A 26,620-nucleotide genomic window follows, 5' to 3' on the forward strand; every position below is an offset into this window, starting at 1 on the left:
TCATCGGTCCCGCCCGTTCCCGTTCGCGTCCGCGAGGGAAATAGGGCACCTCACCGATCCCCGCCGACCCCCCTTAGCTCCACGATGACCAGGCATGACGACTTCCTGGACCCTGCCGCGCGTCCTGCGGGACCGCAACGCGGGGCTGTATCTCACCGCCCTGACGGTGTCCGCCTTCGGCACCTCCTCGCTGTGGCTGGCCTCGGGTGTGTGGGTCAAGGACCTCACCGGGTCCGACGGCCTGGCCGCCCTGTGCATGCTCGCCATGTGGGCGCCCACCCTCGCGGGCCCGGTGCTCGGCACCGTCGCCGACCGGGTGCGCCGGGGGCCCCTGCTGGTCCGCATGGACCTGGGACTCGCCGCCGTCCTCCTCACGCTCTTCGCCGTCCGCTCCCCCGGCGGGCTGTGGCTGCTGTTCACCGTCCTGCTGCTGTACGGCACGGTGGCGGTCGTCGCCGAGGCCGCCGTGGCGGGGCTGGTGACCGCCGCCGTCGACGAGGACCTCCTCGGCGATTTCAACGGGCTGCGGATGACCGTCACGGAGGGCATGAAGCTGGTCGCCCCGCTGACCGGGGCGGGCCTGTACGCGGCCCTCGGCGGTCCGGCGGTCGCCTGTCTGGACGCGGCCACCTTCGTGGTCTGCGCCGGTCTGGTCGCCCTGCTGCGGGTGCGCGAGGAGCGGCCCGTACGGTCCGGGCAGGGCTGGTGGCGGGAGACCGCCGACGGGGCGCGGCACCTGTGGGGGCACCCCGGGCTGCGTCCGCTCGTCGCGGCCGGCGGTACGACGATGCTGCTCGGCTCGCTGAGCGCCACGACGGTGTACGCCGTCGTGGACCGGCTCGGCCGCTCCCCCGCCTACACGGGCGTGCTGTACGCCGTCCAGGGCGCGGGGTCGGTGGCGGCCGGGCTCGTGGCGGGGGCCGCGCTGCGGCGCCTCGGCGGACGCCGGCTCGCGGCGGCGGGCATCGCGCTGAACGCGGTCGCGGTGGCCGCGCGGGCGGTGCCCTCGGACGCGGTGGCCCTCGTGTCCGCCGCGGCGACCGGGCTGGCGCTGCCCTGTGTGCTCGTCGCGGTGTTCACCGCCGTCCAGCGGGAGACGCCCGGCCCGCTGCTGGGCCGGGCGACGGCCACTGCCAACACCCTCGTCTTCACGCCCAACGTCATCGGGCTGGGCGTCGGCGCGGGCCTGGTCGAACTGGCCTCCCCCGCGCTGCTGTTGCCCCTCTACGGCCTCGCGCTGCTGCTGACGGCGGCCGCGACGGCTCAGCGCGCGGCCGGCCCGGACAGCGCGGACAGCGCCTCCCGTACCGCGTCGAGGTCGTCGTCCGACGCCAACCCGGCGTGATACAGCCGCAGTTCCGTCGCGCCCTGCGCACGCGCGCGTGCCGCGTCCTGCGCGAGGGTGCCGGGGCTGCCGCCCATCCCGGACACCACGGTGAGGTTGGCGGCGATCACCGTCCCCTCGCGGGCGTGTGCGGCGAAGGGCGCCAGCAGGCCGGTGCCGCCGGTGCACGGCACCACGACGCCGTCGGCGACGGCGAGCACGCGCGCGGGGTCGACGCCGGCGTTGGCGCCGCAGTGGTGGGAGACCGGGTCGGCGTGCAGCAGGATCCGGAAGCCGGCCGGTGCGGCGGCGCGGACGGCGGCGACGGCCTCCTCCTGAAGGCTGCCGGCGGTCTCCTCGCGCCACGCGCGCGTGCGGGCGGCCGGCTCCTCGCCGAGCAGCTTGACGACGGTCGGCCAGCCCTCGTCGTCCGCCGTGCCCCGCCACAGCGGCTCCAGGGCGTCGCGCACGGATGCCGCCAACCGGTCGGGGGCGAGGCCCTGTTCGCCGTACCCGTCGCGGCAGGCCGGGCAGAAGCACAGGGCCATCAGGTACTGCCCGGCCTCGCCGAGGCCGACCCCGCCGGTCTTGTCGTGGGCGTGCAGATGCTGGAGCCCGTACCAGCCGAGGGACTCCAGCTCGGTGCCGTGCGCACCCGGACGTACGGCGGCCTCGGCGGCGAGGTCGACCAGGTACGCGCGCGTGGCGGGCTGGGCGATGCAGGGCGCCCAGGGGTAGCGGTCGCCGTAGGCGTTGACGACGGAGATGTCCGGATGCTCGGCGCCCAGGCGGGAGTTGTGCGCGAGCACGACCCAGGTGTGCACCTCCAGCCCGGCCGCGGCCAGGGCCCGTGCCGCCTCGCCGTAGGCGTCGCCCGGGGCCCAGCGACCGGCGGGGTAGGGGCGCAGGCCGCGGCCCGTCCAGCGGTCGCCGGGCGGGTAGAGGGCGGCCGCGTACTCGGCGGTGACGATGCGGTGGCGGGGGTGGCGGGGGGTCAGGGTGCGGGTGGAGTGGTAGGCGGCGGCGAGGGTCACCTGCTCCATCCCGAGCCCGGCCACGCGCGCGGGGGCCGCGGGGTCGCCGTTGACGTCCCAGGGGTAGACGAACGCCGACGCCTTCACCGGCCCTCCTCCAGGAGTGCGTACCCGCGCTCGATCAGCTGGGCGAGCTGCTTGACGTGGTCCTCCGACGGTTGTTGCAGCGGGGGCCGGACCTCGCCGACGTCCAGGCCGCGCAGTCGTACGCCCGCCTTGACGAGGGAGACGGCGTAGCCGTGGCCCTGGGCGCGCAGTTCCACGAACGGGCGGTAGAAGCCGTCCAGGAGGCGCCGCACGGTCGCCGTGTCGCCCTGTGCGAGGGCGCGGTGGAAGGCGCGGGCGATCTCGGGGGCGAAGCAGAAGACGGCCGAGGAGTACAGGGTGATGCCGAGCGCGCGGTACGCGAGCTGGGTCTGCTCGGCGGTGGGCAGGCCGTTGAAGTAGAGGAAGTCGCCGGGGGCCTCGGTGCGCACGGCGCTGACGATGCGCTGCATGAGGTCGAGGTCGCCGAGGCCGTCCTTGAGGCCGATGATCCCGTCGGTGCGGGCGAGTGCGACCACCGTGGGCGGGGTGAAGACGGCGTTGTCGCGCTGGTAGACGATGACCGGCAGGGCCGTGGCGGCGGCGACCTCGCGGTAGTGCCGCAGCAGGCCCTCCTGGCCGGCCCTGACGAGGTACGGCGGCATGGCGAGCAGGCCGTCGGCGCCCGCCTCCTCGGCCAGGCGCGCGTAGCGGACGGCGAGCGCGGTGCCGTACCCGGCGCCCGCGACCACCGGCACGCGCCCCTCGGCGGCTTCGACGGCCGCCCGGACGCAGTCCCGGAACTCCTCCGGCAGCAGCGCGTGGAACTCTCCGGTGCCGCAGCAGGCGAACACGGCGGCGCCGCCGGCCTCGACACCGCGGCGTACATGGGTGCGGTAGACGTCGAGGTCGAGGGCGCCGCCCGGGCCGTAGGCCGTGACGGGGAAGAAGAGCGGCCCGCTCGGGTCGCTGAGCCGTTCGGTGAGAGGGGCTGGCGTCACGAGCTCTCCCTTGAGAAACACCGGTGCATGTTTCTGATTAACGTCTACATTTCTGAACGCGACCACGCTAAGGGGCCCTCTTACGGCAGGTCAAGCAGCCAAACGCGCAACTCCGGGGTGGATTCGCCGCGTTCACGCGACACTTGACGCTGACGGTCACGGCTCTCTAACTTGTCCATGTATGTGAATGTCGGCCACAAGGAGAACCCAGGATGCCCGCTCCCCGCACCGTCCTGCTCACCGGCGCCGCCGGCGGGCTCGGCACCCTGATGCGGTCCCTGCTGCCGGAGTACGGCTACACGCTGCGCCTGTTCGACGTGCGCCCCGTCGAGGGCGCGCCGGACGCGATCACCGCCGACCTCGCCGACACGGCGGCGGTGCGCGAGGCGGTGCGGGGCGTGGACGCGGTCCTCCACCTCGCGGGCATCTCCCTGGAAGCCCCGTTCGAGAAGATCCTGAAGGCGAACATCGAGGGCACCTACAACCTCTACGAGGCGGCCCGCCAGGAAGGGGTGCCCCGGATCGTCTTCGCCTCCTCCAACCACGCCGTCGGCTTCACCCCCGCCCCACGCGCGGGCGAGCCGCTCATCCCGGTCGACACCCCGCGCCGCCCTGACACCTTCTACGGCCTGTCCAAGTCCTTCGGTGAGGATCTCGCCCAGCTGTACTGGGACAAGCACGGCCTGGAGACCGTCTCGGTGCGCATCGGCTCCTGCTTCCCGGAGCCGACCAGCGTGCGCATGCTCTCGGTGTGGATGAGCCCGGCCGACGGCGCCCGTCTCTTCCACGCGGCCCTGACCGCCGAGAAGGTCGGCCACACGGTCGTCTACGGCTCCTCCGCCAACACCCGGCTGTGGTGGGACCTGAGCACCGCGCGGGCGCTCGGTTACGCGCCGCAGGACGACTCCGAGCCGTACGCCGGCAAGCTGATCGCCGAGCAGGGCGAGCTGGACCCGGCGAACCCGGCCCACGGCCACCTGGGCGGGCACTTCGTGAGCGACCCGCCGATCTGGCCGTACTGACCCCGGGCAAGGTGTCCGGAACGAAGGCTCCCGGCGGCGGAAAACCGTCGCCCACGCGCGCGGGCGGGCACCGAACGGGCCCGCCCGCCGCCGTGTCCGGGCATCCGGGCCGCCCGCTCCCACCCCGCCGGACACGGCCTCGCAGGTCCACGGCGGGCACCACGCCCGGCAAACGGGCCCACACGGGCAGAAACGGGCCCGCGACAGGCTTGGTCGGCACCGCGCCCCCGCTGTAGAACTTCCCCCATGGGCCCGAACGGGCAGTCCCACGGGAAAGCGGGTGACGACATGAGCACGAGGACGGCCGAGGAGCGCCAGCGCGAGATCGTGCTGGCGGCGCGGGCCACCGGCTCGGTCGACGTCGCCGCGCTCGCCGAGGAGCTGGGCGTGGCCAAGGAGACCATCCGGCGCGATCTGCGGGCCCTGGAGGACCACGGTCTGGTCCGCCGTACGCACGGCGGCGCCTATCCGGTGGAGAGCGCCGGCTTCGAGACGACGCTCGCTTTCCGGGCCACCAGCCATGTGCCCGAGAAACGCCGGATCGCGGCCGCCGCGGCCGGGCTGCTCGGGGACGCCGAGACGGTCTTCGTCGACGAGGGCTTCACCCCGCAGCTCATCGCCGAGGCCCTGCCCACCGACCGGCCGCTCACCGTGGTCACCGCCTCGCTGCCGGTCGCGGCCGCCCTCGCCGAGGCCGAACAGGTCTCGGTGCTGCTGCTCGGCGGCCGGGTCCGGGCGGGCACGCTGGCCACCGTCGACCACTGGACGACGAAGATGCTCGCCGGCTTCGTCCTCGACTTGGCCTTCATCGGCGCCAACGGCATCTCCCGCGAGTACGGCCTGACCACGCCCGACCCGGCGGTCAGCGAGGTCAAGGCACAGGCGCTGCGAGCCGCCCGGCGCACCGTGTTCGCGGGTGTGCACACCAAGTTCGGCGCGGTCAGCTTCTGCCGGTTCGCCGAGGTCGGCGCGCTGGAGGCGATCGTGACGAGCACCCTGCTCCCGGCCGCCGAGGCCCACCGCTACTCCCTGCTGGGCCCACAGGTCATCAGGGTCTGAAAAACAAACCGTCCAGGTCCGAAAATCAAACTCTCCTCCTCCAGGGGCTCTTCACGCCGAGGAGCGCCCCTTATCTCCCCATACCTCCAGGAGCGACCCATGCGCACCCCGAGCCGACGGAGGCCGCGAGCCACGCTCGCCATGGCCGCCGCGGGAACGCTGCTCGCCCCGCTGCTCTCCGGCTGCTGGGCCGGCGCGGGCGGGACCGGTTCCGGCGGCGACTCCATCAACGTCCTGATGGTCAACAACCCGCAGATGACCGAGTTGCAGAAGCTGACCGCCGCGCACTTCACCAAGGAGACCGGCATCAAGGTCAACTTCACGGTCCTGCCCGAGAACGACGTCCGCGACAAGATCAGCCAGGACTTCGCCAACCAGGCCGGGCAGTACGACGTGGCCACCCTGTCCAACTACGAGATACCGATCTACGCCCGCAACGGCTGGCTGCACGAGATGGACTCGTACGTCGCGAAGGACCCGTCGTACGACGAGAACGACGTGCTGAAACCGATGCGCCAGTCCCTCACCGCCGACGACGGCAAGCTCTACGGGCAGCCCTTCTACGGCGAGTCGTCGTTCCTGATGTACCGCAAGGACGTCTTCGCGGCGAAGGGCCTCACCATGCCCGCCCACCCCACCTGGCAGCAGGTCGCCGGCCTCGCCGCGAAGGCGGACGGCGCGACGCCCGGGATGAAGGGCATCTGTCTGCGCGGACTGCCCGGCTGGGGCGAGCTGATGGCGCCGCTGACGACGGTCGTGAACACCTTCGGCGGCACCTGGTTCGACACGAAGTGGAAGGCCCACCTGGACGCGCCCGAGTTCGAGAAGGCGACAAAGTTCTATGTCGATCTCGTCCGTGCGCACGGCGAGTCCGGCGCCGCCCAGTCCGGCTTCGCCGAGTGCCTGAACGACATGACCCAGGGCAAGGTCGCCATGTGGTACGACGCCACGAGCGCCGCCGGACTGCTGGAGGCCGACGGCTCACCGGTCAAGGGCAAGCTCGGTTACGCCCCGGCTCCCGTCGAGAGGACCCCGTCCTCCGGCTGGCTCTACACCTGGGCCTGGGGCATCCAGCAGGCCTCCCGCAACCCCGACAAGGCCTGGAAGTTCGTCTCCTGGGCGTCGAGCAAGGGCTATGAGCAACTGGTCGGCCGGACCAGCGGCTGGCCGAACGTCCCGGCGGGCAAGCGGGCGTCGACGTACGAGAACGCCGACTACCGCGCGTCGGCCGCCTCCTTCCAGGAGATGACCAGGCAGGCCATCGAGAGCGCCCGTCCGGACGACCCCGGGGTGCAGCCGCGGCCCGCACCCGGCATCCAGTTCGTCGGCATCCCGGAGTTCACCGACCTCGGCACCAAGGTCTCCCAGGAGATCAGCGCGGCCATCGCCGGACGCCAGTCCGTCGGCTCGGCCCTGAAGAAGTCCCAACAGCTCGCCGAGAAGATCTCCAAGGAGTACGAGGGACGATGACAGCCACGACCACGGCCGCCCTCGCGGCCTCCCCCGCACACATGGTGAAACAACCCTCGGCCCGGCTGCGCGCCTGGGCCACCCGGGCCCCGCTGCTGCCGGCCCTCGTCTTCATGATCGCCGTGACCCAACTGCCGTTCGTGGCCACGCTGGTGATCTCCTTCTTCGACTGGAACGCCCTCTACCCCAAGGCCCGTCACTTCACCGGCCTGGACAACTACCGCCAGGTGCTGACCGACGCCGACCTGCGCCAGTCGGTCTGGACGACCGTGCTGCTCACGGTGGCGGTGGTGCTGGCCAGCCTGGTGCTGGGGCTGGTGCTCGCCCTGCTGCTGGACCGGAGGTTCCGCGGCCGGGGCATCGTCCGCACCCTGCTGATCGCACCCTTCCTGGTGGTGCCGGTGGCCGCGGCGCTGCTCTGGAAGCATGTGCTCTACAACCCTGAATACGGCCTGCTCAATGGGTTGTTGCACTATGTGGGCGGCCCCCAGCCGGACTGGATCTCCCACACCCCGCTGCTCGCGGTCGAGGCCTCCCTGGTGTGGCAGTGGACGCCGTTCATGATGCTGATCCTGCTCGCCGGGCTGCAGAGCCGGGACCAGCAGCAGATCGAGGCCGCGCGGGTCGACGGCGCGAACGACTGGCAGGTCTTCCGCCATCTGACCCTCCCCCACCTGCGCCGCTACCTCGAACTCGGCGCCCTGCTCGGCTCGATCTACATCGTGCAGAACTTCGACGCGGTCTTCACGATCACCTCGGGAGGCCTGGGGACGGCGAACCTCCCCTACACCGTCTACCAGAGCTTCTACCAGGCCCACGAGAACGGCCTCGCCTCGGCGGCCGGCGTGCTGGTCGTCATCGGCTCGATCATCATCGCGACCTTCGCGCTGCGCGTGGTGTCGTCCCTGTTCCGCGAGGAGGTGTCCCGCGCATGACCGCCGTATCGCGCATACTGCGCCGGAACGGACTGGGCCTCGTGGCCTGGCTGGCCGGGATCGTGTTCTTCCTGCCGATCGCCTGGATGGCCCTCACCTCCTTCCACTCGGAGGCGGACGCGGCGACCAACCCGCCGTCCTTCGCGGCGTCGTTGACGCTCGACGGCTACCGCGAGTTCTTCGGCAGCGGCGGCGGGGCCAGCCCGTGGCCCGCGCTGATCAACTCCACGGTGGCGTCGGTGGTCTCCACGCTCTGTGTCCTCCTCCTGGCCCTCCCGGCGGCCTACGCGCTGTCGATCCGGCCGGTGAAGAAGTGGACGGACGTGCTGTTCTTCTTCCTGTCCACGAAGATGCTGCCGGCCGTGGCGGGCCTGCTGCCGATCTACCTGTTCGCCAGGAACACCGGGATGCTCGACAACATCTGGCTCCTGGTCGTCCTCTACACCTCCATGAACCTGCCGATCGCGGTGTGGATGATGCAGTCCTTCCTCGCCGAGGTGCCGGTCGCCGTCATCGAGGCCGCGCGCGTGGACGGCGCCCGGCTGCCGACCATCCTCGCGCGCGTGGTCGCCCCGATCGCCCTGCCCGGCATCGCCGCCACCGCCCTGATCTGCTTCATCTTCAGCTGGAACGAGCTGCTCTTCGCCCGGGTGCTGACGGGCGTGGTCGCCGAGACCGCCCCCGTCTTCCTGACCGGCTTCATCACCAGCCAGGGCCTGTTCCTGGCCAAGGTGTGCGCCGCGTCGCTCGTCATCTCCCTGCCGGTGCTCGCCGCAGGATTCGCCGCCCAGGACAAACTGGTCCAGGGCCTGTCGTTGGGAGCCGTGAAATGAAGGCCGCCGTCATCGAGTCCGTGGGCCGCGCCGTGGTCACGGAGGTGCCCGACCCGACACCGGGCCCGCGCGAGGTCGTCGTGGAGGTGGCGGCCTGCGGCCTGTGCGGCACCGATCTGCACATCCTCCAGGGCGAGTTCGCGCCCAAGCTGCCGATCGTCCCCGGACACGAGTTCGCGGGCGAGGTGGTCGCGGTCGGCGGCCAGGTCACCGAGGTCGCGATCGGCGACCGGGTGGCCGTGGACCCCTCGCTGTACTGCTACGAGTGCCGTCACTGCCGCAGCGGCCACAACAACCTGTGCGAGCGGTGGGCCGCGATCGGCGTGACCACGGCGGGCGGGGCGGCGCAGTACGCGGTCGCCCCCGTGGCGAACTGCGTGAAACTGCCGGAGCACGTGCGCACCGAGGACGCGGCCCTGGTGGAACCGCTGTCCTGCGCGGTGCGGGGCTACGACATCCTCAGCAGCCGCCTCGGCGCCCACGTCCTGATCTACGGCTCCGGGACCATGGGTCTGATGATGCTGGAGCTGGCCAAGCGCACGGGCGCGGCGAGCGTGGACGTGGTGGACGTGAACCCGGCGCGGCTGGAGACGGCTCGGCGGCTGGGCGTGTCCGGCTCGGCGGCGAACGCGGACGAGCTGGAGCGGCCGCAGGGCTGGGACGTGGTCGTGGACGCGACCGGCAACGCGGCGGCGATCCAGGACGGCCTGGACCGGGTGGCGAAGGCGGGCACCTTCCTGCAGTTCGGGGTGGCCGACTACGCGACCCGGGTGACCATCGACCCGTACCGCATCTACAACCAGGAGATCACCATCACCGGCTCCATGGCGGTGCTGCACAGCTTCGAGCGGGCGGCGGAGCTGTTCGCCAACGGCGTGCTGGACCCGCAGGTCTTCATCAGCGACCGGATCCCGCTGGAGCGCTACCCGCAGGCGCTGGAGCAGTTCGCGGCGGGGGTAGGCCGGAAGATCGTGGTGGTGCCCTGAGCCACTTGGGGGCTGGGTAAGGGAACGGTAAAGCGATGTCGTTCGTTCACCCGGTATGACAGCTATGACCCCTGGCTCGAACATCCCTCTGTCGGCCGCCCGTGTCACGGTGGACGTGTCCGCGCCCGTGCGGCTCGACGTATCGGGCCTGCTGCTCACGGGCGACGGCAAGGTGCGCTCGGACGACGACTTCATCTTCTACAACCAGCCGACGGGCCCGGGCGTGACCTACACGTCCGGCGGGGGCGCGGCCCCCGACTCGATCACGGTCGACACCCCCGCCGTCCCGCCGGACATCGAGAAGATCGTGGTCACCGCCAGCCCGGACGCGGCCGGCCAGACCTTCCAGGGCGTCGAGCCGACGGCCACGATCCGCGACGCGGACACCGGCGCCGCGCTGGCCACGTTCACCCCGCCCCGGCTCGGCGCGGAGACGGCGCTGGTCGTCGTGGAGCTCTACCGCCGGGGCGGCGCCTGGAAGGCCCGCGCCGTGGGCCAGGGGTACGCCGACGGCCTGGCCGGCATCGCGACGGACTTCGGCGTGACGGTGGAGGAACCGGCCGCGGCGCCCGCGGCCCCGCCGCAGCCGGTGACCCCGCCGGCCCCGCCGATGTCCGCCGCGGCGGCTCCCCCGATGCCTCCGGCCCCGCCCACGCCGCCCGCGCCCGTCCCCGGCGCCGGGAAGGTGAACCTGGACAAGGGCCGCGTCAGCCTCCGGAAGAACGAGACGGTGTCCCTGGTCAAGTCCGGCCGCCCGCTGCTCTCGCAGGTGAGGATGGGCCTCGGCTGGGAGCCGGCGTTCCGCGGCGCGGACATCGACCTGGACGCCTCGGTCATCGCGTACGGCCCGCAGCGCAACCACATCGACAGCTGCTACTTCGGCAAGCTGACGATCCTGAACGGCGCGATCAAGCACTCGGGCGACAACCTCACCGGTGAGGGCGGGGGCGACGACGAGGTGATCGTGGTCGACCTCGGCCGCGTCCCGCCGGAGGTCACCGGCCTGGTCTTCACGGTCAACTCCTTCTCCGGCCAGAAGTTCACCGAGGTCGCCAAGGCCTACTGCCGCCTGGTCGACGCGGCCACCGACGAGGAGCTGGTCCGCTTCGACCTGACCAACGCCGAGCCCCAGACGGGCGTCATGATGGCCAAGCTCGTCCGCCAGTTCTCGGGCGAGTGGGACATGACGGCGCTGGGCGACTTCGTCAAGGCCCGCACGGTCCGGAACATGGTGGACCCGGGGGCGAGGGCCCTGTAGTCCCTGTCGCGACGCAGCCACCGCGCCCTCCGGGGCGCGGGGCACCCCCTACGCCCGCAGCCCTTCTGTCAACAGCGCCAGATAGCGCCGGATCTGCGTGCCCTCCCCGTCCGCCAGCTCCGATGCCGTGGCCACCCCGTGGGCCAGCCGCAGCAGTTCGACCGGCTCCAGGTCGGCCCGCAGGAAGCCCTCCGCCCGCGCGGCCTCGATCAGCCGGCCCGCGGCGCCGCGCACGGGCGTCCCACACGCGGGCAGCGCCGCCGTGCTGCCGTCCGTGACCGCCGATCCGAGCAGCGCCTTCAGTCCGCGCACCTGGATCGTGCCGACGCACAGCTCGTACAGCCACTCCATCAGCGCCTCGCCCGGCGGCAGTTGTGCCGCCAGCTCGTCGGCCCGTGCCCCGAGCGCCTCGATGCGGTCCACGTACGCGGCCTCCAGCAGCGCCTGCCGCGTGGGGAAGTGCCGGTAGAGCGTGCCGGTGCCGACACCCGCCCGCTTGGCGATGTCGTCCAGCGACGCGCTCTCCCCATGTTCGGCGAAGGCCTGCGCCGCCACCTTCAGCAACCGCTCATAGTTGCGCCGAGCGTCCGCGCGCATGGGCCTGACCTGCGCCATCCAGCTACTCCTCGCCCACCGGGGACTCTCCGCGCATGCTACCGAACGCCAGGTCGGAGTCGGCCGCGCCTCAGCGGCATGCGTGTGGAGTCGCGGCAGGCAGCCGCGGTGCGAGCGAAGGAACGGGTTACCGCTTCTGCCGCTTCCACGGCCCCGTGATGGCCAGCATGATGCCCGGGGTCTGGATGTTGGCGTACAGGGTCCTGCCGTCGGGCGAGAAGGTGACGCCGGTGAACTCGCTGTATTCCGGGGACGCCTCGGTGCCGATGTTGAGTTCGTTGCGGGCGATCGGGTACGTGCGCCCGCTCTCGGTGGCGCCGAACAGGTGCTGGACGCCCTCGCCGTCCTCGGCGATGACGAGGCCGCCGTAGGGGGAGACGGTGATGTTGTCGGGGCCGTCGAAGGGGCCGTCCTCGGCGGGGGCGGGGTTGACGCCGAGCAGCACCTTGAGGGTGAGGGTGCGGCGCTTCGGGTCGTAGAACCAGACCTGGCCGTCGTGGGGGACCGGGCTCTCCTCGCGGGCGTAGGAGGAGACGACGTAGGCACCGCCGTCGCCCCACCACATGCCCTCCAGCTTGCGGGCGCGGGTGACCTGGCCGGTGGTGAACTGCTTGCGGACGGAGACGGACCTGGCGTCGCGGTCGGGGACGTCCACCCAGTCGACGCCGTAGACCGTGCCGGTCCTCGTGGCGCGGGAGAGGTCGTCGACGAACTTCCCGCCGGAGTCGAAGCACTTGAACGCCTGGAGCACGCCCGCGTCGTCGGCGAGGGTGCGCAGCCTGCCGAGGCCGTGGCGGAAGCCCTCCGGCGGAGTCCAGCGGTACAGCAGGCCGTTGGGGCCGGAGGCGTCCTCGGTGAGGTAGAGGTGGCCGCGCCCGGGGTCGGTCACGACGGCCTCGTGGGCGTAGCGGCCGAGCGCCTTGATCGGCTTGGGGTCGCGGCCCGCCCGGCGGTCGGCGGGGTCGACCTCGAAGACATAGCCGTGGTCCTTGGTCATACCGTTCTGGCCGGCCTTGTCCTCGGTCTCCTCGCAGGTCAGCCAGGTGCCCCACGGGGTGCTGCCGCCCGCGCAGTTGGTGGCGGTGCCCGCAATGCCGACCCACTCGGCCACGTGGTCGCGGCGGACCTCGACCACCGTGCAGCCGCCGGCCGCCGCCGGGTCGTAGACCAGGCCCTCGGTGAGCGGCACCGGGTGGGGCCACTTGGCGCGGGGGCCCGCCAGCTCGTGGTTGTTGACGAGCAGGGTGGCGCCGCGCGGGCCGTCGAAGGTGGCGGTGCCGTCGTGGTTGGACGGGGTGAACTCGCCCGACTCCAGCGTGGTGCGGCCGCTGTAGGTGATGACGCGGTAGGTGAAGCCCTCGGGCAGGGCGAGGAGGCCGGCCGGGTCGGCGATCAGGGGGCCGTAGCCGATGCCGCGCCGGCCGCCTGCCGCCGTGCCGTCCGCAGCCGCGGTCTCGGCGTCGTCCGTGGCGGCGAGGGCGCCGGGGGCGCTGGCGAGGGCGCCGACGCTGCCCGCCAGCGCCACCCCGGCGCCGGTGATCGCGGATGTCCTGGCGAAGTCCCTGCGGGTGAGCGACATGGTGTCTCCTGAGACGGTGGAAGTGCCGTGGAGGGTGGCGTCCTCGGTCCGGCGCCCACGCTCACGCCCGCTTCTGAACACCGGCTGAACACCGGGCGACTTCGAAGCCCTTTGTTCAAGAATCCGTATGCACTGCCCCATGCCGAACCCAAGGGGTTCTTCGGCTGCCCTCAACTCCCTTGCTGGGAACGCGCCTTGAACGCCGCCTTCCGGGCCTCCTTCGCCACCTTCTTGTCCGGGTGCAGCCGCCCCATCGCCTCCAGCACGTCGGCGGTGGCCGGGTGCTCCACCCGCCACGCTGCCGCGAAGAACCCGCTGTGCTGTGCGGCCAGCCCCTCGACCAGGGCCTGCAGTTCCTCGGAGTTGCCCTCGGCGGCGAGCTGTGCGGCAACCGTGTCGATGGTCAGCCAGAAGACCATGTCCTCGGACGGCGCCGGCACCCCGGCGGCGCCCTGCTCGGTCAGCCACACCCGGGCGAGGCCGCCCAGCTCCGGATCGTCCAGCACCTCGCGCAGCGCCGGCTCGGCGTCCCCGCCGATCAGCGACAGAGCCTGCTGGCAGCGCAGTCGGCGCAGCGGCGCGCCCTCGTCGCCGCCGCGCGCGGCGGCGAGCAACTCCCGCGCCGCGACCAGCGCTTCACGCCGCGTCAGCCACTGCTCGGTCTCGGCCTGGGCCGCCGACGGACCGAATCCGGCCGTGCCGTCGAGCAGCGCGTCCGCGCCCTTGTCGGCCAGCTCCCCGACGGCAGGCGCCTCGAACCCGGCGTCCAGCAGCCGCGCCCGCAGCCCGTACGCGCCGAGCGGGGTGAGCCGGACCATGCCGTAGCGGGAGACGTCGGTGTCGTCGACCGGCTCCGCCGGTTCCTCCTCGGCGTCGGCCATGAGGGCCTCGTCGACGGGCTGGTACTCCACGAGCCCGACCGGCTCCAGCACCCGGAACTGGTCGTCCAGCCGCATCATCGCGTCCGAGACCTGCTCCAGGACATCGTTGGTGGGCTCGCCCATGTCGTCGGGGACGATCATCGAGGCGGCGAGGGCGGGCAGCGGGACGGGACCGTCGCCGGGACCGTCCTCACTCACGGTCAGCAGGTAGAGGTTGCCGAGAACGCCGTCGAGGAACTCCGCCTCGGCCTCGGGGTCCCAGTCGAGTGACGAGAAATCGACCTCGCCGCCCTCGTCCAGCGCGCCGACCAGATCGTCCAGGTCGGGCACGGCGGCGTCGGCGAGGACGGTCTCGACGGCGGTGAGCCACACGGTGAGCACGTCGTGCGGGGAACCGCCGGTGAGCAGCGTCAGCTCCTCCCCCGCCCGGACCGTTCCCTCCTCCTCGTCCACGATCTCGACCAGCCCGGTGTCCACCGCGACCCGCCAGGCCTCCCCGGCGTGGGCGGCGGCGTCGTCCCCGGTCAGTCCGAGCAGTTCGGCGGCGGCCGGAAGCTGCTCCTCGGCCAGTCCGCCGCCGGCGTCCACACGGGTGTCGGGCCCGGCCCAGCGGGCGAGGCGGGCGGCGCGGGAGAGCAACGGCGTGGACAGCGCGGCGCGCGCCAGCTCCGCTTCGGGACGCAGCCGTACGGGCGGCAGGGGGGAGCTGTCTGACATCGGCTGGTTCTCCTCGGACCGTGAACGGGCTCGACCGCTCAGCCTAGACGGATTTCCACCCATGCCGCCCGGTTCATCTCCCCGTCGGCCGTCGTACATGGCTGAAACCTTGACAACTCCCTTGCACAAGCTGGAGATTGACGCGCGTAGAAGTTGGGGGGACAACTGTTCACTCGGCTCTACGCGTGTCACGGAGGGCGACCGGCTCCCCACGCTCCCGATCCGCCCGTGCCCCACCTCGTCCCGGCGCTTCGTCACATCCCCGGAGGGATCCCTTGCCGAGCAGGTCTTCCGCGCGCCTCGCCGCGCTCACCGTCGCCGCCGTCTGTTCCGCCGCGTCCGCCGTGGTGCTCACCTCCCCCGCGCACGCCGACTCCGTGCGCATCCACGACATCCAGGGCACCACCCGGATCTCGCCGCTCGCCGGCCAGCAGGTGGCGGACGTGCCCGGCATCGTCACGGCCACGCGCGCGTACGGCTCCTCCAGAGGCTTCTGGATGCAGGATCCGAACCCGGACGACGACCCGCGCACCAGCGAGGGCGTGTTCGTCTTCACCGGCTCCACGCCGAAGGTCGCGGTCGGCGACTCGGTGACGGTGACCGGCACGGTCTCCGAGTACGTCCCGGGCGGCACCTCGTCCGGCAACCAGTCCCTGACGGAGATCACCAGGCCGACGGTCACCACGGTCTCCACCGGCAACCCGGTCCCGGCGCCGGTCGTGATCGACGCGAAGTCGGTCCCGAGCCGGTACACCCCGGCGGGTGACACGGCCGCGAACGGCTCGGTCAACGGCCTGCCGCTGCAGCCGTCGACGTACGCCCTGGACTACTACGAGTCCCTGGAGGGCATGAACGTCCAGGTCGCCGACGCCCGCGTGGTCGGCCGCACCGACCCGTACAGCGAGCTGTGGGTCACGGTGAAGCCGCACGAGCACCGCAACCGCCGCGGCGGCACGGTCTACGACTCCTACGACTCCCAGAACACCGGCCGGCTCCAGATACAGTCGCTGGGCGCGACCGCCGACTTCCCGAAGGCGAACGTCGGCGACACGCTCACCGGCGCCACCACCGGCCCGCTGGACTTCAACCAGTACGGCGGCTACACGCTGGTCGCGAGCAGGCTCGGCACGCTGAGGAGCGGCGGCCTGGAGCGCGAGACCACGCGCAGGCAGTCGGGCCGCGAGCTGGCGGTGGCGACGTACAACGTCGAGAACCTCGACCCGTCCGACCACACCTTCGACCAGCACGCCGCCGCGATCGTCAACAACCTCCGGTCGCCGGACATCGTGTCCCTGGAGGAGATCCAGGACGACAACGGCGCCACCGACGACGGCACCGTCGACGCGAGCGTCACCGTGAACAAGCTGATCGACGCGATCGTCGCGGCGGGCGGCCCGAAGTACGACTGGCGCTCCATCAATCCGGTCAACGACCAGGACGGCGGCGAGCCGGGCGGCAACATCCGCCAGGTGTTCCTGTTCAACCCCGCGCGGGTGTCCTTCGTGGACCGCGCGGGCGGCGACTCCACCACCGCGGTCGGCGTCACCAAGGTGAACGGCAAGGCGGAGCTGACGGCCTCGCCGGGCCGGGTCGACCCGGCGAACGCGGCCTGGAAGGACAGCCGCAAGCCGCTGGCCGGCCAGTTCGTCTTCCACGGCAAGACCGTCTTCGTGATCGCCAACCACCTGGTCTCCAAGGGCGGCGACCAGCCGCTGACCGCGCAGTACCAGCCGGTGACGCGCAGCTCCGAGGTCCAGCGCCACGCGCAGGCCACGGCGGTGAACGCGTTCGTCAAGGACATCCTGAAGGTCCAGAAGAACGCGGACGTCCTCGCGCTCGGCGACATGAACGACTTCGAGTTCTCCGGCACCGCCAAGATCCTCGAAGGCGACGGCGAGCTGTGGTCGGCGATCAAGTCCCTGCCGAGGAGCGAGCGTTACACCTACGACTACCAGGGCAACGAGCAGGTCCTGGACCAGATCCTGATCAGCCCGCGGATCCGGCGCGACGGCGACTTCGCGTACGACAGCGTGCACATCAACTCGGAGTTCAACGACCAGATCAGCGACCACGACCCGCAGGTGCTGCGCTTCCGCCCGTAAGCCGCCAGGGGTTTCAGGCCTGGCGGCTGAACACCCCGTTCAGCCAGGCCTGCCAGGCGGTCTCGTTCGCCTCGGCATCGGCGTCCGGCGCGAAGTCGTGGACGCTGATGCCGAGCGGGGCGCCCCAGTGACCGCGCCCGAAGAACCTGATGAGCGCGCCCTCGGTGCGCAGGCCGAGGAAGTACGGGTTGCGGTAGTCGACCACGGCGTCCAGGGTCCGCCCGCCGGGCCCCCGGAGGCCGGTCTTCGTGCCCGCGGCCGCGTCGTCCGGCAGGCCGAGGGCGTGGGCGACGGCGGCGAGCGCCTGCTGGGTCGCCGAGGCCGCGGGCCCGTCGACCTGGGCGAAGGTGACCGGGCGGGGCGCGAAGTGCGTGAGGTACTCGCACAGGGTGTGCAGATAGAAGTTGGTGTGCTTGCTCGCGCCGTCGTACTGGTTGTTCCAGTCGTCGGTGAAGACGCCGCTGTGGACGTAGCGCACCCAGGCGCGGCGGCCCTCGTCGCGGGGCTCGATGGTGTAGTCGAGCTGGTTGGCCGACTGGGTGGGCATGCCCACGTTCTCGCTGCGGTTGGTGTAGCGGTGGGGCGGGTCCCAGGCGGTGACGGTGGAGCCGAAGGGTCCCGAGCCGCCGACACGCGGCTCGGGCGGGTCCATCGGCCAGAGGTAGGCGCCGGGCGCGTTGACGACCGCGTCCCACACCTGCTCGGGCGGGACGTCGACCTCGAACTCGCGGACGATCTCGAATTCCTTGGGCGATTCCTGGGACATGACGGGACTCCTGCTCAACTCTCTGTAGGGGGCTGGTCCTTGACCATGGGGTCCTTGAGCGCGGGGGCCTTGAGCGCGGGATGGAGGGCGACGACGATCCGGTGGTCCCGGCCGCCCTCGGCGCCCGGGGCGTCGTACTTGCGGACGAGGGCGCTCACGCCCGCCGTCAGCTCCTGCACGAAGGCCGCACGGTCGGCGGCCGAGGCGAAGCGGACCTGGCCGTCCAGGGCATAGGTCGCCAGCTGCTGCCGGGCCTTGGCGGCGCCGGTGATCAGCGCGCCGACGTCCCGCACCAGACGCGCGCCGAGCGCGAGCAGCCAGCGCGCGGACAGCTGGTCCCGGAAGCGCTCCGGGTCCGGCTGCACGGCGGGCAGGGCGGCCGGCGAGATGACGTACGACGCGGCGGTCGCGCGCATCACCCGCTCGGTGACATTGCCCTTGCGGCGCTCCCCGGCCAGTTCGACCAGGCCGTGCCGCTCCAGCGCCTTGAGGTGGTAGTTCACCTTCTGCCGGGGCAGTCCGACCTTGCCGGCCAGCATCGCCGCCGACGCGGGCTCGGCGGCCAGCTCGGCGAGCAGCCGGGCCCGCACGGGGTCCAGCGACACGGCCGCCGCCTCGGGGTCCTCGATCACGGTCACGTCCAGCATGCGTCCACCCTCGCACCGAACACTTTTTTTGTCCAGACGGATCGAGTTTTCGGTGAGAAGGCGGCGCACGGCACCTGACGGCTAGGGGGCGTCCCCCTGTTCGCCGAGCCGGGCGAGCTGGGTCTGGAACCAGTCGAGACGTGCCTGCAACAGCGCGGCCTCGGCGACGAGTTCGGGCACGCCCGGCTCCGCGCCGGATACCGGGGCGGGCTCCGGGAGCGCCGCAGTGCCGCCGCGCGCCACGACCTTCAGCCCCTCCCCGGCCAGCCGCGCGAACCCGGCGAGCGAGACGGACGTACGCCCGCGCACACAGCCGGCGCAGACGGGGACGAGGGCGAGCCAGCCGGGGCGGCCCCAGCCGGCGTCGGCGAGCGCGACGGCCCCGGCCCCGCAGGCGCAGGGACCGGCGGCGGCCGTGCGCACCCGCTGGCGGGCGTAGCGGAATCCGCGCTCGAAGCGGATGTAGGCGCCGAGCACGGTGATCTCCAGCAGGAGCGCGGTGCGGTGCTCGGCGGTGCACAGCATGGCCTCGGCGGCCGCGCGGTCGTGGACGCAGTGGAAGCCGCAGTCGCACAGCCGCGCGGGCGGGCGGTGCCGTCGGCCGTAGACACAGGAGGCGTCGTCGAGCACGCCGTACGGCAGCGCGCCGCCGAGCGACACCCCGGTGAACCCGGCCCGGGTGCCGTCCTGGGACAGCACCGGGTGGGCGATCTTGTATCCGGTCGGCGGCTCCGTCGGGCGTTCCGCCGGGAGCCGCAGTCTCATCGGGCGGCCGGGACCTCTTCGCGGGCCGGCCCGGCCGGTTCGACGTGGACGGTGGCGGTGCCGGTGGCGGTGTCCTCGGGGAGCGGGATCTCTTCTTCGCCGACGAGCGGCCGCTCCTCGGCGACCCCGGTGGCCAGTGCCTTGCCGAGCTTCATGGTGCCTCCCATGACGGACTGACTGACGGACTGACGGACGTCACTGTGCCCCTTCGGCCATAGTGACCCATGAGGGCCCGAGTTGGACACCGTGCCTTCGGCCGCCCACCCATTCATCAGAGATACTTAGAAATACCCCTTAGAAGAATTAAGTAGAGCTTCGCGATCGCGCTGCCGAGACTACTCCCATGACGAGCACACGCGACACCGCCCGGCCCTTCGGCCGCACCCTCTGCGCGATGATCACGCCGTTCACCGAGGCGGGCGCCCTCGATCTGGACGGGGCCCGGAGTCTGGCCGTGCGCCTGGTGGCCGAGGGCTGCGACGGCCTGGTGCTGAACGGCACCACGGGCGAGTCGCCCACCACCTCGGACGCCGAGAAGGCGGAGCTGGTCGCGGCCGTACGGGACGCGGTCGGCGACCGGGTGGCCCTGGTCGCGGGCGTCGGCAGCGCCGACACCCGGCACACCGTCGAGCTGGCGCTCGGGGCGCAGAAGGCGGGCGCCGACGGGGTGCTGGTGGTGACGCCGTACTACAGCCGGCCCCCGCAGGAAGCGGTCGAGGCGCACTTCCGCCAGGTCGCCGACGCGAGCGGGCTGCCCGTGATGCTCTATGACATCCCGGGCCGCACCGGCACCCGGATCGAGCCGGACACGATGATCCGGCTGGCCGCACACCCGCGGATCGTGGCGGTCAAGGACTGCTCCTACGACTTCCTCGGCACCCAGAAGGTGCTGGCCCGCACGGAGTTGGCGTACTACGCGGGCTGCGACGAGCACGTGCTGGCGCTGTACGCGATCGGCGCTGCGGGCTGTGTGAGCACGGTCGGCAACGCCGTCCCCGGCCACATCGCGGCGATCCTCGACGCCTTCGACGCGGGCGACACCGCGCGGGCGCGCGAACTCCAGCTGCGCGCCACGCCGTTGATCGAGGCGATGACGGGCGCGGGCCTGCCGGGCACGGTCACCGCCAAGGCCCTCCTCGCCCGGCTCGGCCTGCCCGCGGGCCCGGTCCGCCCCCCGCTGCTGCCCGCCGGCCGGGAGACCGCCGACGGGCTGCTGGCCCGGTACGAGGAGCTGGCGGCGGCCTGATCAGCGGCCGGCGGACCCGGCCGGGGACTGCCGTACGGTGTCCCCGTGAGCCGCCCCCTGCTGTTCCTGGACATCGACGGCCCCCTGAACCCGTACGCGGCGAACCCGGAACGCCGGCCCGCGGGCTACACGACCATCCGGGTGCCCCTCGCCTACCGGCGGCCCCTGCGGGTCTGGCTGAACCCGGCCCACGGCCCGGCGCTGCTCCGGCTCGGCTACGAGCTGGTCTGGGCGACGAGCTGGATGGCGGAGGCCAACGTGTGGATCGCGCCGGTCGTCGGCCTGCCCGCCGACCTGCCGTACGTCGACTTCGGCCACGGCCTGTTCGCCGAGCGCCCGGACGGCGTCCACTGGAAGACGGAGGCGATCGTGGCGTACGCCGGGGGCCGGCCGTTCGCCTGGGTGGACGACGAGCAGAGCCCGGCGGACACGCTGTACGTCAAGGCCCGTCACGCCGGTCCGGCCCTGCTGCACCACGTCGATCCGCGGGTCGGTCTGCGGGAGGGCGACTTCGCGGTGCTGCGCAAGTTCGCGGCGGGCGTCGGCACAGGAGAGACCGGCACCTGACAGAAGAGAAGCGCCCCTCACCGGAGGGTGAAGGGCGCTACCGGGCATGCTGCGCGCGTCAGTTGTGGCTGTGCAGGATGTCGTTCAGGCCGCCCCAGACCGCGTTGTTCGGGCGGGCCTCGACCACGCCGGTGACGGAGTTGCGGCGGAAGAGGATGTTGGAGGCGCCGTTCAGCTCGCGGGCCTTGACGATCTGGCCGTCGGGCATGGTGACCCGGGTGCCCGCGGTGACGTAGAGTCCGGCCTCGACCACGCACTCGTCGCCGAGCGCGATGCCGACGCCCGCCTCGGCGCCGATGAGGCAGCGCTCGCCGATCGAGATGATCACGTTGCCACCGCCGGACAGGGTGCCCATCGTGGAGGCGCCACCGCCGATGTCCGAGCCGTTGCCGACCACGACACCGGCGGAGATGCGGCCCTCGACCATCGAGGTGCCGAGCGTGCCGGCGTTGAAGTTGACGAAGCCCTCGTGCATGACCGTGGTGCCCTCGGCCAGGTGCGCGCCGAGGCGGACCCGGTCGGCGTCGGCGATGCGGACGCCCTTCGGGGCGACGTAGTCCGTCATGCGCGGGAACTTGTCGATCGAGGTGACCTGGAGGTGCAGGCCCTCGGCGCGGGCGTTCAGACGCACCTTCTCGATGTCGTCCACGGCGACCGGGCCGAGCGAGGTCCAGGCGACGTTGGCGAGGTGGCCGAAGATGCCGTCCAGGCTCTGGCCGTGCGGCTTGACCAGGCGGTGCGAGAGCAGGTGCAGGCGCAGGTAGGTGTCGTGCGCGTCGATCGGCTTCTCGTCCAGCGAGGCGATGACCGTGCGGACCGCGACCACCTCGACGCCCCGGCGGGCGTCCGGGCCGACCGCCTTGGTCGCGCCGTCGCCCAGCAGCTGTGCCGCCTGCTCGGCGGTGAGCCGCTCGGTGCCGGCCGGGCCGGGCTGCTCGACCAGTTCGGGGGCCGGGAACCAGGTGTCGAGGACGGTGCCGTCGGAGGCGATCGTGGCGAGGCCGGCGGCGACGGCGCCGGTGGTGCGGGAAGCGGTGTCGGTCATGTACCAAAACCTAACGTGAGCGGCCTCGCGGAGGCGAACCGGCACCGGGGCGTCTCACGTGCCGGGCGCGGCTTCAGGGGATCAGACGGGCGAGCGCGGTGCGCGCGTACTCCTCGTCGTACGAACCGCCGGTCAGCAGCACCTGGAGACCGATGCCGTCCATGAGCGCGAGCAGCGCGCGGGCGGTGACCGGGTCGGTGCGCCGGGCGAGCAGGGCGGCCGCGTCCTCGGTCCACTCGGCGGCGACGGGACGCAGCGCGGGGCGCCGCAGCGCGGCCAGATACAGCTCGTACTCCAGCTCCACGCCGCTGCGCTCGCCGGCCAGCCACGCACCGAGCTCGGCGGCCAGTTCGGCGGCGAGATCCCCCTGGCCGCCCTCCGGCAGCCGCTCGGCGAGCCTGCGGCCGAAGCCCTCGTTGGCCTGCCGCAGCGCGGCCACCATCAGCTCTTCGAGGGTGGCGAAGTGGTACGTGGTGGAGCCGAGCGGCACGTCCGCCTCGGCGGCGACGCTGCGATGGCTCAGCCCGGCGATGCCGTCCCGGCCGACCACGCGGATCGCGGCGTCGATGATCCGCTGGCGCCGCTCGGGGTCGTAGCGCCGGGCCATCAGTGGCTCGCCCCGCCGAGGTTCAGCACGACCACGCCCCCGATGATCAGCAGGATCCCGGCGACCTTGGTGGCGCTCAGCCCCTCGCCGAACAGCAGCAGCCCGAGGACGGCGATGGTCGCGGTGCCCACCCCGGACCAGATCGCGTACGCGGTGCCGATCTGCACGGTCTTCAGCGTCTGGGCGAGCAGCGCGAAGGAGACGACGTAGCCCAGCGTCGTCGCGAGCGAGGGCCACAGCCGGCTGAACCCGGCGCTGTACTTCATCGCCGTCGTCGCGGCGACCTCGGCGGCTATGGCGCCGGCGAGCAAGAGATATCCCATGTGTACGAGCGTACACAACGCATGCGTACGGGCGTACACAACGAGAAAGTTTCACTTTCACAGAAACCGCTCACTAGGAGCCCTCGGGCCACTAATGTGCGGGCTCATGCCCGACCACACCCCCCGCCCCTGGGAGAACGGCTGGAACGCCGACACCTCCCGGACCCCTGGCACCCGAAGACTCTGGCTGGCCGGCGCGCTGGCACTCGCGACGGTCGTCGCCTGCGTGACGGCCATAGCCCTGGACGGCACGGACCCCGGTCCGGCGACGGCCCCGGCTGCGGCCGGGGCGCCGACCGACCACGGTCCGGGGCTGCTCTCCTTCGCCTCCCCGTCGGCGCGCACGGCCTCACCGCCGAAGGGCACGGGCACCGCGCCCTCGACGGCCCCGCAGTCGGCCGTCTCCCCCTCCGCCGAACCGCCGGCCTCCCCCGCCAAGTCCCCGCCCGGCCATGGAAGTTCACAGCATCCGCCGAAGTCGGCCGCGAGGGGGACCTCCGTCCGCTCCGTCAACTACCCGGACCGCTACTGGCACATCAGCGGTGACTACGTGAACCTCGACCCCGTCGTCCCCGCCGCCGACCGCAGCGCCGCGAGCTTCACGGTCGTCAAGGGCCTCGCGGACAGCTCCTGTTACTCGTTCACGACCTCGGACGGCGGCTACCTCCGCCACCGGAACTTCCTGCTGCGTGCGGAACAGGACGACGGCACCGCCCTGTTCCGCCAGGACGCCACCTTCTGCCCCCGCCCGTCCCCCTGCCCCGGCGCGACCATGCTGGAGTCGGTCAACTACCCCGGCCGCTTCCTGCGCCACCAGAACTTCCGGCTGAAGCTGGACCCGTACCAGAACACCGATCTGTACCGGGCGGACTCGGCGTTCCTGCTCGTGGACACACCGGCCTGACCGCACGAAAGAGCGGCGGCACCCGCATCGGGTGCCGCCGCTTCACGCACACGGTGACGTCAGACGTTGAACCCCAGCGCCCGCAGCTGCTCGCGGCCGTCGTCGGTGATCTTGTCGGGGCCCCACGGCGGCATCCAGACCCAGTTGATGCGCAGCTCGTTGACGAGGCCGTCCGTGGCGGACTTGGCCTGGTCCTCGATGACGTCGGTCAGCGGGCAGGCCGCCGAGGTCAGGGTCATGTCGATCGTCGCGATGTTCGCGTCGTCGATGTGGATGCCGTAGATCAGGCCGAGGTTGACGACGTCGATGCCCAGCTCGGGGTCTACGACGTCGTACAGCGCCTCGCGGAGTTCTTCCTCCGAGGCCGGCTTCATCTCAACGGTCTCGCTCATGCCGTCTTCCTTTCGGCTTCGGCGCCACCCAGCGCCTGGGCCGTCGCGTCCTTCCACGCCATCCAGCTCAGGAGGGCGCACTTGACCCGCGCGGGGTACTTGGAGACGCCCGCGAACGCGACCGCGTCCTCCAGGACCTCCTCCATGGCGTCGTCGGGCTCGATCCTGCCCTTGGACTGCATCAGCTCCAGGAAGGTCTCCTGGATCTTCTGCGCCTCGGCCAGTTCCCTGCCGACGAGGAGTTCGTTGAGGACCGACGCGCTCGCCTGGCTGATGGAGCAGCCCTGGCCCTCGTACGACACGTCCTTGATCGTCGTGCCGTCGTACTTCACGCGAAGGGTGATCTCGTCGCCGCACGTCGGGTTCACGTGGTGCACCTCGGCGTCGCCATCCCGAAGACCACGCCCGTGCGGGTTCTTGTAGTGGTCCAGGATGACTTCCTGGTACATCGAATCCAGCTTCACGGTCTCAGCTCACGCCTCTCAGCCGAAGAAGTTCCGTACGTGCTCCAAGCCGTCGACCAGTGCGTCGATCTCGGCCGGCGTGGAGTACAGATAGAACGACGCTCGCGTGGTCGCAGGAATTCCGTAGCGCAGGCAGACGGGGCGCGCGCAGTGGTGGCCGACGCGGACCGCGATGCCCTGCTCGTCGAGGACCTGGCCCACGTCGTGCGGGTGGATGTCGCCGAGCGTGAAGGAGATCGCCGCGCCCCGGTCCTCGGCCGTGGTCGGGCCGATGATCCTCAGGTCCGGAACCTCGGCGAGGCGCTTGACCGCGTACTCCGTGAGCGCGTGCTCATGGGCGAGGATCTTGTCCATGCCGATGGAGTTGAGGTAGTCGATCGCCGCGCCGAGACCGACCGCCTGGGCGATCGGGGGCGTGCCCGCCTCGAACTTGTGGGGAGCGGGAGCGTAGGTCGAGGAGTGCATCGACACCGTCTCGATCATCTCGCCGCCGCCCAGGAACGGAGGCAGGTCCTCCAGCAGCTCCTGGCGGCCCCACAGGACGCCGATGCCGGTCGGGCCGCACATCTTGTGGCCGGTGAAGGCCACGAAGTCGGCCTGGAGGGCCTGCACGTCCAGCGGCATGTGCGGGGCGGCCTGGGAGGCGTCGATGCAGACCAGCGCGCCGACCTCCTGGGCGCGGCGCACTATCGCCTCGACCGGGTTGACGGTGCCCAGGATGTTCGACACCAGCACGAAGGAGACGATCTTCGTCTTCTCGGTGATGATCTCGTTGATGTTCGAGAGGTCGAGACGGCCGTCGTCCGTCAGGCCGAACCACTTCAGCTTCGCGCCCGTGCGCTGCGCGAGCAGCTGCCAGGGCACGATGTTGGAGTGGTGCTCCATCTCCGTGATGACGATCTCGGTCTCGTGGTCCACGCGGTAGGGCTCGTCGGCCCAGCCCAGCATGTTCGCCACGAGGTTCAGCGACTCGGAGGCGTTCTTGGTGAAGATCACCTCGTCGCGGCTGGGCGCGTTGATGAACTCGGCGACCTTGTCGCGCGCGCCCTCGTACAGCGCCGTGGCCTCCTCGGCGAGCACATGCACACCGCGGTGGACGTTGGCGTTGTAGCGCTCGTAGTACTCGCTCAGGGCGTCCAGTACCTGGCGCGGCTTCTGCGAGGTCGCCGCGTTGTCCAGGTACACGAGCTTCTTGCCGTCGTGGACCAGTCGGTCCAGGACGGGGAAGTCCTTGCGGATCGCCTCGGTGTCGAGGAGGCCGGGGAGCCCATGGCGGGAAGGGGTCACGCGGATACGCCACCCTTCGTGTACGCCTCGTAGCCCTCGTCCTCCAGCTTGTCGGCGAGCTCGGCACCGCCGGACTCGACGATCCGGCCGCCGGAGAAGACGTGGACGAAGTCGGGCTTGATGTAGCGCAGGATGCGCGTGTAGTGCGTGATCAGCAGGGTGCCGACCTCGCCGGTCTCGCGGACGCGGTTGACGCCCTCGGAGACGATGCGGAGCGCGTCGACGTCGAGACCGGAGTCGGTCTCGTCGAGGATCGCGACCTTCGGCTTGAGCAGTTCGAGCTGGAGGATCTCGTGGCGCTTCTTCTCACCGCCGGAGAAGCCCTCGTTGACGTTGCGCTCGGCGAAGGCCGGGTCCATGTTGAGGCGCTCCATGGCCTCCTTGACCTCCTTCACCCAGGTGCGCAGCTTGGGGGCCTCGCCGCGGACGGCGGTGGCGGAGGTGCGCAGGAAGTTGGAGACCGAGACGCCGGGGACCTCGACCGGGTACTGCATCGCCAGGAACAGGCCCGCGCGGGCGCGCTCGTCGACGGACATCTCCAGGACGTCCTCGCCGTCGAGCAGCACGGTGCCGCTGGTGACCGTGTACTTCGGGTGACCCGCGAGGGAGTAGGCGAGAGTCGACTTGCCGGAGCCGTTGGGGCCCATGATGGCGTGCGTCTCGCCCTGCTTCACGGTGAGGTCGACGCCCTTGAGGATCTCCTTCGTGGCGTTGTCGGCCTCGACGGTGACGTGCAGGTCTCGGATTTCAAGCGTTGCCATGGGTGC

The 26,620-nt window shown here is 71.7% G+C and carries 28 protein-coding genes; 12 read left to right on the forward strand and 16 right to left on the reverse strand.

Annotation, left to right across the window (positions count from 1 at the left end; genetic code table 11):
* The first annotated feature begins 94 nt into the window (after positions 1–94).
* Positions 95–1,345, forward strand: coding sequence for an MFS transporter (locus AC4OXY_RS15900; RefSeq protein ID WP_362818951.1), 1,251 nt, complete (start codon positions 95–97; stop codon positions 1,343–1,345).
* Here the strand turns inward: AC4OXY_RS15900 and AC4OXY_RS15905 are convergent.
* Positions 1,264–2,445: a hypothetical protein gene (locus tag AC4OXY_RS15905; RefSeq protein ID WP_491994103.1), complete on the reverse strand. Its 1,182-nt coding sequence runs from the start codon at positions 2,443–2,445 to the stop codon at positions 1,264–1,266. The two genes, AC4OXY_RS15900 and AC4OXY_RS15905, sit on opposite strands and share 82 nt — an antisense overlap.
* Positions 2,442–3,383, reverse strand: coding sequence for a 5-dehydro-4-deoxyglucarate dehydratase (locus AC4OXY_RS15910; RefSeq protein WP_491994104.1), 942 nt, complete (start codon positions 3,381–3,383; stop codon positions 2,442–2,444). Before AC4OXY_RS15910 ends, AC4OXY_RS15905 begins: the two co-directional genes overlap by 4 nt.
* Positions 3,384–3,595: 212 nt before the next feature.
* On the opposite strand from AC4OXY_RS15910, the gene AC4OXY_RS15915 reads away from it, so the two are divergent.
* The 7 genes from AC4OXY_RS15915 to AC4OXY_RS15945 all read left to right on the forward strand — a co-directional run bounded on the left by AC4OXY_RS15915 (position 3,596) and on the right by AC4OXY_RS15945 (position 10,946).
* Positions 3,596–4,405: an NAD-dependent epimerase/dehydratase family protein gene (locus tag AC4OXY_RS15915; RefSeq protein WP_491994105.1), complete on the forward strand. Its 810-nt coding sequence runs from the start codon at positions 3,596–3,598 to the stop codon at positions 4,403–4,405.
* A gap of 288 nt (positions 4,406–4,693) precedes the next feature.
* Positions 4,694–5,464 (forward strand): DeoR/GlpR family DNA-binding transcription regulator, encoded by a 771-nt coding sequence (locus AC4OXY_RS15920; protein WP_356036475.1) that lies wholly within the window; start codon positions 4,694–4,696, stop codon positions 5,462–5,464.
* A 99-nt stretch (positions 5,465–5,563) separates the two neighbouring features.
* Positions 5,564–6,934 carry an ABC transporter substrate-binding protein gene (locus AC4OXY_RS15925; RefSeq protein ID WP_356036473.1) on the forward strand — a complete coding sequence of 457 codons (1,371 nt, stop codon included), beginning with the start codon at positions 5,564–5,566 and terminating at the stop codon, positions 6,932–6,934.
* The gene (locus tag AC4OXY_RS15930) at positions 6,931–7,869 is read left to right on the forward strand and encodes a carbohydrate ABC transporter permease (protein WP_362818958.1); all 939 of its coding nucleotides are present in this window, start codon (positions 6,931–6,933) and stop codon (positions 7,867–7,869) included. Before AC4OXY_RS15925 ends, AC4OXY_RS15930 begins: the two co-directional genes overlap by 4 nt.
* Complete coding sequence (locus tag AC4OXY_RS15935; RefSeq protein WP_356036469.1) at positions 7,866–8,702, forward strand: carbohydrate ABC transporter permease; 837 nt, start codon at positions 7,866–7,868, stop codon at positions 8,700–8,702. The genes AC4OXY_RS15930 and AC4OXY_RS15935 overlap by 4 nt, the downstream gene beginning before the upstream one ends.
* Positions 8,699–9,688, forward strand: a complete 990-nt coding sequence (locus AC4OXY_RS15940; protein ID WP_376290876.1) for a zinc-dependent alcohol dehydrogenase family protein — start codon at positions 8,699–8,701, stop codon at positions 9,686–9,688. The genes AC4OXY_RS15935 and AC4OXY_RS15940 overlap by 4 nt, the downstream gene beginning before the upstream one ends.
* Positions 9,689–9,752: 64 nt before the next feature.
* Positions 9,753–10,946 carry a TerD family protein gene (locus AC4OXY_RS15945; RefSeq protein ID WP_491994106.1) on the forward strand — a complete coding sequence of 398 codons (1,194 nt, stop codon included), beginning with the start codon at positions 9,753–9,755 and terminating at the stop codon, positions 10,944–10,946.
* Positions 10,947–10,994: 48 nt separating this feature from the next.
* Here AC4OXY_RS15945 and AC4OXY_RS15950 read toward each other — a convergent pair whose 3' ends face one another.
* From AC4OXY_RS15950 to AC4OXY_RS15960, 3 genes are all read right to left on the reverse strand, one after another.
* Positions 10,995–11,561: a TetR/AcrR family transcriptional regulator gene (locus AC4OXY_RS15950; RefSeq protein ID WP_362818964.1), complete on the reverse strand. Its 567-nt coding sequence runs from the start codon at positions 11,559–11,561 to the stop codon at positions 10,995–10,997.
* A gap of 127 nt (positions 11,562–11,688) precedes the next feature.
* Positions 11,689–13,140, reverse strand: coding sequence for an alkaline phosphatase PhoX (locus AC4OXY_RS15955; RefSeq protein WP_491994107.1), 1,452 nt, complete (start codon positions 13,138–13,140; stop codon positions 11,689–11,691).
* Between the two features lie 170 nt (positions 13,141–13,310).
* Positions 13,311–14,738, reverse strand: a complete 1,428-nt coding sequence (locus AC4OXY_RS15960) for a hypothetical protein (RefSeq protein WP_356036459.1) — start codon at positions 14,736–14,738, stop codon at positions 13,311–13,313.
* A 275-nt stretch (positions 14,739–15,013) separates the two neighbouring features.
* On the opposite strand from AC4OXY_RS15960, the gene AC4OXY_RS15965 reads away from it, so the two are divergent.
* Entirely contained in the window at positions 15,014–16,840 is a 1,827-nt protein-coding gene (locus AC4OXY_RS15965; protein ID WP_491994108.1) for a DUF8508 domain-containing protein, read from the forward strand.
* Positions 16,841–16,853: 13 nt separating this feature from the next.
* Here the strand turns inward: AC4OXY_RS15965 and AC4OXY_RS15970 are convergent, their stop codons facing one another.
* The 4 genes from AC4OXY_RS15970 to AC4OXY_RS15985 all read right to left on the reverse strand — a co-directional run bounded on the left by AC4OXY_RS15970 (position 16,854) and on the right by AC4OXY_RS15985 (position 19,185).
* Positions 16,854–17,606, reverse strand: coding sequence for an SRPBCC family protein (locus AC4OXY_RS15970; protein ID WP_376290867.1), 753 nt, complete (start codon positions 17,604–17,606; stop codon positions 16,854–16,856).
* Positions 17,607–17,620: 14 nt separating this feature from the next.
* Complete coding sequence (locus tag AC4OXY_RS15975; protein ID WP_356036453.1) at positions 17,621–18,253, reverse strand: ArsR/SmtB family transcription factor; 633 nt, start codon at positions 18,251–18,253, stop codon at positions 17,621–17,623.
* A gap of 81 nt (positions 18,254–18,334) precedes the next feature.
* Positions 18,335–19,018, reverse strand: coding sequence for a hypothetical protein (locus AC4OXY_RS15980; protein WP_491994109.1), 684 nt, complete (start codon positions 19,016–19,018; stop codon positions 18,335–18,337).
* Complete coding sequence (locus AC4OXY_RS15985; protein ID WP_491994837.1) at positions 19,015–19,185, reverse strand: hypothetical protein; 171 nt, start codon at positions 19,183–19,185, stop codon at positions 19,015–19,017. The genes AC4OXY_RS15980 and AC4OXY_RS15985 overlap by 4 nt, the downstream gene beginning before the upstream one ends.
* Positions 19,186–19,361: 176 nt before the next feature.
* On the opposite strand from AC4OXY_RS15985, the gene dapA reads away from it, so the two are divergent.
* The gene (gene dapA, locus AC4OXY_RS15990; protein ID WP_491994110.1) at positions 19,362–20,264 is read left to right on the forward strand and encodes a 4-hydroxy-tetrahydrodipicolinate synthase; all 903 of its coding nucleotides are present in this window, start codon (positions 19,362–19,364) and stop codon (positions 20,262–20,264) included.
* A gap of 45 nt (positions 20,265–20,309) precedes the next feature.
* A complete protein-coding gene (locus AC4OXY_RS15995; RefSeq protein WP_491994111.1) occupies positions 20,310–20,831 on the forward strand; it encodes an HAD domain-containing protein in 522 nt (173 codons plus the stop codon).
* A gap of 58 nt (positions 20,832–20,889) precedes the next feature.
* Here the strand turns inward: AC4OXY_RS15995 and dapD are convergent, their stop codons facing one another.
* The 3 genes from dapD to AC4OXY_RS16010 form a co-directional block, all read right to left on the reverse strand.
* Positions 20,890–21,876, reverse strand: coding sequence for a 2,3,4,5-tetrahydropyridine-2,6-dicarboxylate N-succinyltransferase (dapD, locus tag AC4OXY_RS16000; RefSeq protein WP_356036445.1), 987 nt, complete (start codon positions 21,874–21,876; stop codon positions 20,890–20,892).
* A 73-nt stretch (positions 21,877–21,949) separates the two neighbouring features.
* Complete coding sequence (locus tag AC4OXY_RS16005) at positions 21,950–22,483, reverse strand: TetR/AcrR family transcriptional regulator (RefSeq protein ID WP_356036442.1); 534 nt, start codon at positions 22,481–22,483, stop codon at positions 21,950–21,952.
* The gene (locus AC4OXY_RS16010) at positions 22,483–22,806 is read right to left on the reverse strand and encodes a DMT family transporter (protein WP_362818982.1); all 324 of its coding nucleotides are present in this window, start codon (positions 22,804–22,806) and stop codon (positions 22,483–22,485) included. Before AC4OXY_RS16010 ends, AC4OXY_RS16005 begins: the two co-directional genes overlap by 1 nt.
* Before the next feature lie 106 nt (positions 22,807–22,912).
* On the opposite strand from AC4OXY_RS16010, the gene AC4OXY_RS16015 reads away from it, so the two are divergent.
* On the forward strand, positions 22,913–23,710 hold the full coding sequence (locus tag AC4OXY_RS16015) for an AbfB domain-containing protein (RefSeq protein WP_376290853.1): 798 nt from the start codon (positions 22,913–22,915) through the stop codon (positions 23,708–23,710).
* 59 nt (positions 23,711–23,769) lie between these two features.
* On the opposite strand, the gene AC4OXY_RS16020 is transcribed toward AC4OXY_RS16015, so the two are convergent.
* The 4 genes from AC4OXY_RS16020 to sufC are packed head-to-tail and all read right to left on the reverse strand — an operon-like array spanning position 23,770 to position 26,614.
* Positions 23,770–24,102: a metal-sulfur cluster assembly factor gene (locus AC4OXY_RS16020; RefSeq protein ID WP_037743875.1), complete on the reverse strand. Its 333-nt coding sequence runs from the start codon at positions 24,100–24,102 to the stop codon at positions 23,770–23,772.
* A complete protein-coding gene (gene sufU / locus AC4OXY_RS16025; RefSeq protein WP_356036434.1) occupies positions 24,099–24,566 on the reverse strand; it encodes a Fe-S cluster assembly sulfur transfer protein SufU in 468 nt (155 codons plus the stop codon). The genes AC4OXY_RS16020 and sufU overlap by 4 nt, the downstream gene beginning before the upstream one ends.
* Before the next feature lie 18 nt (positions 24,567–24,584).
* Positions 24,585–25,853: a cysteine desulfurase gene (locus tag AC4OXY_RS16030; protein WP_356036431.1), complete on the reverse strand. Its 1,269-nt coding sequence runs from the start codon at positions 25,851–25,853 to the stop codon at positions 24,585–24,587.
* Complete coding sequence (sufC, locus tag AC4OXY_RS16035) at positions 25,850–26,614, reverse strand: Fe-S cluster assembly ATPase SufC (RefSeq protein ID WP_356036429.1); 765 nt, start codon at positions 26,612–26,614, stop codon at positions 25,850–25,852. The genes AC4OXY_RS16030 and sufC overlap by 4 nt, the downstream gene beginning before the upstream one ends.
* Positions 26,615–26,620 lie beyond the last annotated feature (6 nt).

This window comes from Streptomyces sp. HUAS MG56 (genome assembly GCF_058673395.1).